Below are 8168 nucleotides of genomic sequence, written 5' to 3'. Positions count from 1 at the left end.
GCTGGTCGCCTAGCAACTCCGGCAATGAAGATGAGACCTATCTAAACTATTCAATGGAAATGGCCTTGAGCAATTCAGTGAATACGGTGGCGGTAAAGGTTTTGGAAAAAACAGGAATCGAAAACGTGATCGCCCAAGCAAAACGTATGGGCATTATTTCAAAACTACCCAAACAACCTTCCTTGGCTTTGGGTACCGGGGAGATTTATGTAAATGAACTGGCTGGGGCCTATGCCAGTTTTGTAAATAATGGAAAGGCGGTGCTTCCTTATCTCATAGAAACCATCACAGATCAGAAAGACTCCGTTTTGGCCCAATTTGAACCGAAAATGATGAAAAAAAGTGCTTTTACAAAAAAAACCGGTCAAATAATGCTAGAAATGATGAGATCTACTATCGATCAAGGTACGGCATCCCGCATACGCAGCACCTATAACCTAAAAAATGATCTAGCTGGTAAAACGGGAACCACCCAAAACAATAAAGATGCCTGGTTCGTTGCCCTAACGCCAAATCTGGTACATGTGAGTTGGGTAGGCCTCGATAATCACGAAATTGGCTTCAATAGCACGCGTCTAGGTCAAGGTGCCAACGCAGCCCTGCCCTTATTTGCCCTATGGTACCAAAAACTGAATAGGGATCCTCAATTCAAAGCCATGACTAACGACCGATTTCCGGAATCCGATCCAACTGTTTTGGGGCTGATGGACTGTGATCCCATAAAACGTGATGGATTTTTTAAGCGTTTGTTCAAAAATCCGAATAAAAAACAGGCAAAAAAATTCCGTACGCATTAAATACCATAGATAGGGTTCCCCCTTTAAAATGATATACGACATATCGTGTAGCACCCCATGGGTAAGTCGTTTTCAATTTAGTCCATACCGGCTGAAATGGGCAGTATTTGTCATAATACCATGGAAATGGCAAAACAATGGATGTTTTTTTTAAATTCCTTGATTGGTCCTTCGTGCACCTCAAAAAAAGGGAGCCCATTCGTAAGGGATTTGGGCATCATTTTCGCAATAAAATCCTAAATTTGGTAGTCGCTAAATTAACCACCAATGTTGAAATGCCTAAGTGTTCTAGCACTTATTTTAACCACCACGATTTCTTTCGCCCAAAATCTATCCAAAAGTTTTACCGTTAAGCTTATTTCAAATGCCGAAAACATTATACCTGATGGTGTTCTTGACGAGCCAATATGGGAATCCGCTGAAAGGGCATATGGATTTTGGGAATATTTTCCCATGGATTCCATTCAGGCAAGGCAGCAATCGGAAATAAAAATGCTATATGATAATGAATATCTCTACATTGGAATTACGGTTTTTGCCGCTGGGAGGGATTATAGGGTACAAACCCTGAAACGTGATTTCAGGGCTGGTGACAGCGATAATATCACCTTATTGTTCGATACCTTCAATGATAGTGCCAACGCTTTTTTATTTGGCATAAATCCCTTTGGGGTCCAACGGGAAGGTTTGGTATCGGGTGGCGGCAATGATGAACGGGGTTTTACAATTTCTTGGGATACTAAATGGAAAGGGGATTCCAAAATATATGATGATCATTATACTTCAGAATTGGTCATTCCCCTTACCGCCTTCAAGTTTAGGGAAGGGGAGACGAAATGGCGATTCAATTGCTATCGTTTCGACACCCAATCGAATGAAACCAGTACGTGGATGAAAATACCACAAAACCAAAAGGTCTTTGGACTCACTTTTATGGGTGATATGGTTTTTGAAAAACCATTAGGTCGATCTAGAACCCCCATGGCCATCATCCCCTTTCTAAATGCAATTGCCCAAAATGATTTTGAAAATGACGAAAAGCTCAACAATATTAAGGTGGGGGGTGATGCCAAATTCGCTATCGGCAACAGTATGAATTTGGACCTGACCCTAAATCCTGATTTTTCACAGGTCGAAGTGGATGATCAAGTGACCAACCTAACGCGTTTTGAAGTCTCACTTCCGGAGAAAAGACAGTTTTTTATAGATAATAGCGACCTTTTTGGGAGCTTTGGGAATATGCATGATGCCAATCCATTTTTTTCAAGAAGAATCGGAATTGCCGTCGATACGGCCGATAACTCCATAGAAAATAAAATAATAGGCGGGATCCGATTAAGTGGTAAGTTGAACAACCGATTGCGTTTAGGGATTTTGGACATTCAGACCGAAGCGGATGAATCGAATAAGATCGCTTCCAATAACAATATGATGTTGGCCGTTCAGCAACGGGTTTTTGAACGGTCCAATATAGGCATGTTCTTCATTAACAGGCAGGCCATTGGGGATTATGACTTTTTGGAACCCGAAGACAATTATAACAGGGTGCTTGGTGTCGATTATGATTTGATTTCAAAGGACAATCGATGGAATGGCAAATTCTTTGTCCACAAATCCTTTGCGCATGGTAGCGGTAATCATGATGCCTCTGCAGGTGCTACCCTCGATTTTAATTCAAGATATTTTACGACATTTTCCAAGTTCATTTATATAGGTGAAGATTTTAGATCCGATTTGGGCTATATCCGCAGGACCGATATCTTTAAGGGTATTCTTGGTTTTGAAAGGGTTTTCTGGCCAAAAAAAGGAATCATAAATACCCACAGTTTTAGATTCTTTCCCATTTTCACATGGAGTCCGAGTATGGACTTAAAAAATACGGATTATACCTTCAGGAGTTCATGGGAAGCCAGATTTCTCGATTTTTCAAGCGTGAGTATCGGTATGGAAAATAATTACACCTTTCTAATTGATGAGTTTGAGCCCACTGGAACGGATGATGCCATTGCCTTACCTGAGAATGTAGGGTATCATTATAACAACCTTCAATTTGAATATGCCTCAGATCGAAGAAAAATATTTTCCTATCGCTTCGAATCTTCGTTAGGTCGGTTTTTTAATGGCCAGCGATATTCAGTACAAGGTATTATGACCTATCGTTTTCAACCCAAGGTATATATTTCGTTACTTTTTGATTACAATAAAATAGAATTTCCCAAACCTTATACGAGTGCCGATTTGTGGCTTATCAGTCCTAAAATCGAAGTTACTTTCAATAAATCGCTCTTTTGGTCGACCTTGGTACAATACAGTACACAACAGGATAATTTTGGTCTAAACTCTAGACTGCAATGGCGATTCGCACCTTTGTCCGATCTGTACTTGGTATATAACGATAATTATTTTGTGAATACTTTTGCTCCCAGAATGCGGTCTATAAACCTCAAATTTACGTATTGGCTAAATATTTAGAATGAACCACAGTATTTTATGTTCCGATCTGGATGGAACTTTGTTATCCACCAAAAGTGATGTTTCCGCTTTTACGGTCGCCGAAATCAACCGAATAAAACCATCGACCAAAATTATTTTGGTATCGGCACGAATGCCCAATGCGATGCGCTATATTCAAAAAGACCTTGGCATTGAACATGATCCGATCATCTGCTACAATGGGGCTTTGATCCTTGATGGAAACAGAATAATACATTCTTCCGTTCTCGAGATTGACATCATAAAACCAGTATATCAGCTCGCCAAAGCCCTTGATATAGAATTAGGATTGTATTATTCGGATGAATGGTATGTAGAAAAAACTTCCGAACGGGTTAGCAAAGAGATTGCATATACCAAGGTGGAGCCGATGTATCAAAAAACAGTAGAAACCCTAAAGGCTTGGGAAAAGCGAAAAATAGGGGCTCATAAGATCATGCTCATGGGCACCTATGAGACAATAGAAACGTTACTACCCCAGCTGATGACCGAATACCATTCGGTCATGAACATTTATCGGTCAAACGATACGCTGATCGAAGTGAGTCCCAAAGTGGTTTCAAAACTCTCTGCCATAGAATTATTGATCGAAAATTCGCATACACTGAAAGATGTGATCGCCTTTGGTGACAATTACAATGATGCCGAAATGTTGCAAATGGCAGGTTGTGGGGTTGCCGTTGGCAATGCCCGTGACGAAGTGAAAGCCTTGGCCGATTATACGACCTATGTGAATACCCAGGACGGCGTAGCCCATTTTTTAAAACTACATTTTAAGATTTGACTATATTTGAACCACGTGTAGCAAAAAAATCCTTATGCAAGAACTCCCTTTGACCGAAGACACCATTATTTTCGGGTTGTTAAGCCTTTGTCTGGGCTTTGTTTTCTATACCTCATCGCTCAAAAAAGGATTCTGGAAAAAGTTCTATACCATCATCCCAACCCTTTTGATGTGTTACATGCTTCCAGCGATCCTGACCAGTGTAGGACTTATTTCTGAGGAGCATTCGAACTTGTATTTTATTGCAAGCCGGTATCTCTTACCTGCAGCCCTTGTCTTAATGACATTGAGTATTGACCTAAAAGCCATCATCAACCTTGGATCAAAAGCGCTTATCATGTTTTTAACAGGTACTGTGGGGATTATCATAGGCGGCCCAATAGCCATTCTTATCGTTTCCATTTTTTCGCCAGAAACTGTTGGCGGAGTGGGTTTTGATGCGGTATGGCGTGGTTTGACAACCATTGCGGGCAGTTGGATCGGTGGGGGGGCGAACCAAGCCGCCATGTTAGAGGTTTTTCAATTCAATCCAAAGAAATTCGGTGATATGGTACTCATTGATATTGTTGTGGCCAATCTCTGGATGGCCATCATATTATTGGGTATAGGAAAATCAGAACGTATCGATAAATGGTTAAAAGCCGATACCTCCTCGATTGAAACCTTAAAGGCGAAGGTTACTGCACATACCGAAAAGATAACCAGGGTAACTACCTTGCATGATTATATTATGATGCTGTGTCTGGCATTTTTCGCCGTCGGCATGTCCCACTTTTTGGCCGAACATTTTGCAACCTTTTTGGAAAACACCTTTGAGGTCATTCGAAACAAGGAAAAAGCACTATCATCCTTGGGGTCCGAATTCTTATGGATGGTCGTTTTTGCCACCACAGCCGGTATCTTGCTATCCTTCACAAAAGCAAAAAATTACGAAGGGGCCGGCGCCAGTAAAATCGGAGGTTTGTTCATCTATATCCTTGTGGCTACCATAGGCATGAAAATGGATTTGGGCAGATTTTTGGAAAATCCCGGTCTCATTGCCGTTGGCATCATTTGGATTTCGATTCATGCAGGCTTGCTCATTTTGGTTGCCAAACTGATCAAGGCCCCTTTTTTCTTTCTCGCTGTTGGTAGTCAAGCCAATATTGGTGGGGCAGCCTCGGCCCCGATCGTTGCGGCCGAATTTCATCCGTCACTGACATCGGTAGGCATACTTTTAGCGGTTTTGGGGTATGTGGTCGGTACTGCTGGCGCCTATATTTGTGGGCTTCTTATGGAAATAGCGGCCCATGTATAGCACATTTACAATGTGCCATGCCCAAAATGTATCGTTTCGAACCATTTGTACTTAAAATGCAATCTTCAAACTCAAATATTTTAGTGATATTTGCGCCTCAAATAAAGCACATTAATTAGGCCCACTTAGTCGCCGATGAAATACCATTCAAATGAAACATTTACTCTTTTTTGGTTGTATTACCCTTTTATTGGTTTCTTGTAAGGAAGACACCACAAATACCATGTTCGTTACCGGAAACGTGAAAGGTCTTAAGAAAGGTACGCTATACCTACAACATGTGCCCGATTCCACATTGGTTACCATCGATTCCCTTGAAGTGGAAGGGGATGGAGGTTTTTCATTCAAAACAAAATTGGAGAGTCCTGAAATATTCTATCTATACCTGAACAAAAAAGATAATAATGAGATTAATGATCGGATCGCCTTTTTTGGCGAACCAGGCAACATAACCATCAACACGAATTGGAATACTTTTGACTTAAATGCCACGATTGAGGGTTCGGCCACCCAAAAAAAATTGGAAGAATACCGTAAAACCATGTCAAGGTTCAATAAACGCAGTCTTGAAATCATGCAAGAATCTGCCAACGCTGAAGGTCCATTGGATTCAAACCAACTTGATTCCCTAAAAAATCTGTCGGACAAGAATATTCAAAGGGGCTACGCCTACGCCCTTAACTTTGCCCTGAACAATAAAGATTCGTATATAGCTCCCTATATTGCCCTGACAGAGGTTTCGGATGCCAATATCAAATATTTAGACTCCATCAATAATTCATTGACACCAGAGGTAGCCGCATCAAAATACGGCAAGGCATTAAAGACCTTTTTGGAACTTAGGAAAAAGAATGAATAAAAAAAACATCCCGCCAAGGCGGGATGTTTTTTTATCTCTTAAGCTATAGGGTCTTATCCCAATTTATTGAGTTTATCGACCAAAGTAAGCGCTTTTTTTTCCAGTTCTTGCCGCACCCCATTTAAATGCGCCTTTCTGTTATCAACCTTCCTCATATTCACTTTGGCAATCAAGTCATCGAAGGTCTCGATGGCATCATCAATGATCTTTACACCTTCCTTAGAGTCTTGATTATTATTGGCAGCCTCTACAATGTATACTGCTTCAATGATATCGCCCAGAACAAAATTTATATCCTTTTTTAAATCCCTTATACTTGCCATTGTCTATTTATTTTTTGCAAAAATACTATTTTTAACCTCTACTCCTTGAGGTAATCACACTTATTTTGATTAGACCGTAACTTCCAACAATTTAGTATTTTCGGTATTTATAGTGATATATTCCGCATTGGCGGGCACTAAAACGGTTTCCCCTTTTTGAATGTCGATAGATCCTAGATTGGTAATTAGGTCTGCTGAACCATCAACACACATGAAAATAGTGAATAAAGGCCTTTTTTTAACCTCCAAATTCAGGTTTTGGCCAAGGTTTAAGAAATTGGTTTTGAAATAAGGACTCTCGACCATTGTATTTACGGCATCCAATTGTTTACTATAGGCTACCTTAAAATCATCTTTTTTCGTATAATCCATGGCATCCAACGCCAATTCTGTGTGCAACTCCCTTAGATTTCCGTTTTTATCCTTTCTATTAAAATCAAATACACGATACGTGATGTCCGAGGTCTGTTGAATTTCCGCCAAAAGCACCCCTGCCCCTATTGCGTGGATCTTTCCCGTATTTATAAAAAAGGTATCCCCTCCCTTTACCTGCTCATAATTCAATAAACTCAACAGCGTATCATTTTCCAAACTTTTTGCATACTCCTTCTTGGTCACGTCGGTATTGAACCCAACAATGAGATTGGCCCCGGGATCGGCATCCATAACATACCACATTTCGGTCTTCCCCAAAGAATTATGACGCTTTTTGGCCAATGCATCGTTGGGATGTAATTGTATGGATAGGTCCTGTTTCGCATCAATAAACTTGATTAAGATAGGAAATTCCTTGCCAAACCGGTCAACGACATCCTTACCCAATAACGCCTCAGGTGCCTGATCGATGATTTCCTGAAGTGATGTTCCTGCTAAGGGGCCGTTAGCGATGACTGAAATATCCCCTTTTACGCCAGAAAGCTCCCAGCTTTCACCCGTTATATCGCTCTCGATGGGTTTCCCTAATACCTCTTTTAACTTAGTACCTCCCCAGATACGTTCTTTTAATATAGGTCGGAATTTAAAGGGATATAGATTCATTTGATATGATTTAAGTAGAATGGTAATCTATGATCACTCACCGGTATAGGTTACAAAATTTCTTGGTGTTTCATAAAGGACGACCTCTAGGTCCATGGAAGCATCTATGTCGGGTCTAAGTTTGTTCCAGATGACCACGGCAATATTCTCGGCTGTCGGATTCAGATGTTTGAATTCAGGGACCTCGACATTGAGATTCTTATGGTCAAGGGCATCTTCGATCTTAGCCTTGATAAGGGCCTTCAACACCTTCATATCCATCACAAAACCTGTATCCTTGTCAATCTCACCATAAACACTCACCACTAAATCATAATTATGTCCATGAAAATTTGGGTTATTGCATTTGCCAAAAACCTCCGTATTCGTTGCATCGTCCCATTCAGGCCTATACAATCGGTGCGCCGCGTTAAAATGGGCTTTTCTACTTACCTTTACTTTCATTTTTCACATTATGCATTAAATGGTCATAGAATTTTTCGAAAATAATCTTGAACCATACGGTATACTGTTGCGGATTTTCAGCAATATCAATTTGAACGTCCTCTGGTTTCATCCACTTAAAATCGGCTACCTC

General features: G+C 40.6%; 8 protein-coding genes. 5 read left to right on the top strand and 3 right to left on the bottom strand.

The annotated features are described in order from the left end of the window. The 5 genes from WBM98_RS17345 to WBM98_RS17325 all read left to right on the top strand — a co-directional run. Positions 1-797: penicillin-binding transpeptidase domain-containing protein (locus WBM98_RS17345; protein WP_424367279.1), on the top strand; the 797-nt coding region annotated here is incomplete at its 5' end. Between the two features lie 267 nt (positions 798-1064). Then, positions 1065-3269, top strand: coding sequence for a DUF5916 domain-containing protein (locus WBM98_RS17340; RefSeq protein ID WP_424367278.1), 2205 nt, complete (start codon positions 1065-1067; stop codon positions 3267-3269). A gap of 1 nt (position 3270) precedes the next feature. Further along, positions 3271-4074 carry an HAD family hydrolase gene (locus tag WBM98_RS17335; RefSeq protein ID WP_424367277.1) on the top strand — a complete coding sequence of 268 codons (804 nt, stop codon included), beginning with the start codon at positions 3271-3273 and terminating at the stop codon, positions 4072-4074. 34 nt (positions 4075-4108) lie between these two features. Next, positions 4109-5371, top strand: coding sequence for a DUF819 domain-containing protein (locus tag WBM98_RS17330; protein WP_424367276.1), 1263 nt, complete (start codon positions 4109-4111; stop codon positions 5369-5371). Positions 5372-5522: 151 nt separating this feature from the next. Beyond that, a complete protein-coding gene (locus tag WBM98_RS17325; RefSeq protein ID WP_424367275.1) occupies positions 5523-6230 on the top strand; it encodes a DUF4369 domain-containing protein in 708 nt (235 codons plus the stop codon). A gap of 53 nt (positions 6231-6283) precedes the next feature. On the opposite strand, the gene WBM98_RS17320 is transcribed toward WBM98_RS17325, so the two are convergent. From WBM98_RS17320 to WBM98_RS17310, 3 genes are all read right to left on the bottom strand, one after another. Next, a complete protein-coding gene (locus WBM98_RS17320; protein WP_424367274.1) occupies positions 6284-6553 on the bottom strand; it encodes a hypothetical protein in 270 nt (89 codons plus the stop codon). A 69-nt stretch (positions 6554-6622) separates the two neighbouring features. Continuing rightward, a complete protein-coding gene (locus WBM98_RS17315; protein ID WP_424367273.1) occupies positions 6623-7591 on the bottom strand; it encodes a type I phosphomannose isomerase catalytic subunit in 969 nt (322 codons plus the stop codon). A gap of 33 nt (positions 7592-7624) precedes the next feature. Continuing rightward, positions 7625-8035, bottom strand: a complete 411-nt coding sequence (locus WBM98_RS17310) for a 6-pyruvoyl trahydropterin synthase family protein (RefSeq protein ID WP_424367272.1) — start codon at positions 8033-8035, stop codon at positions 7625-7627. Positions 8036-8168: the final 133 nt, after the last annotated feature.

This window comes from Maribacter sp., from assembly GCF_049667165.1.
Lineage (GTDB): Bacteria > Bacteroidota > Bacteroidia > Flavobacteriales > Flavobacteriaceae > Maribacter_A.
The sequence above is the reverse complement of the archived record's forward strand: the minus strand, read 5'-3'. Positions and strand labels throughout refer to the sequence as shown.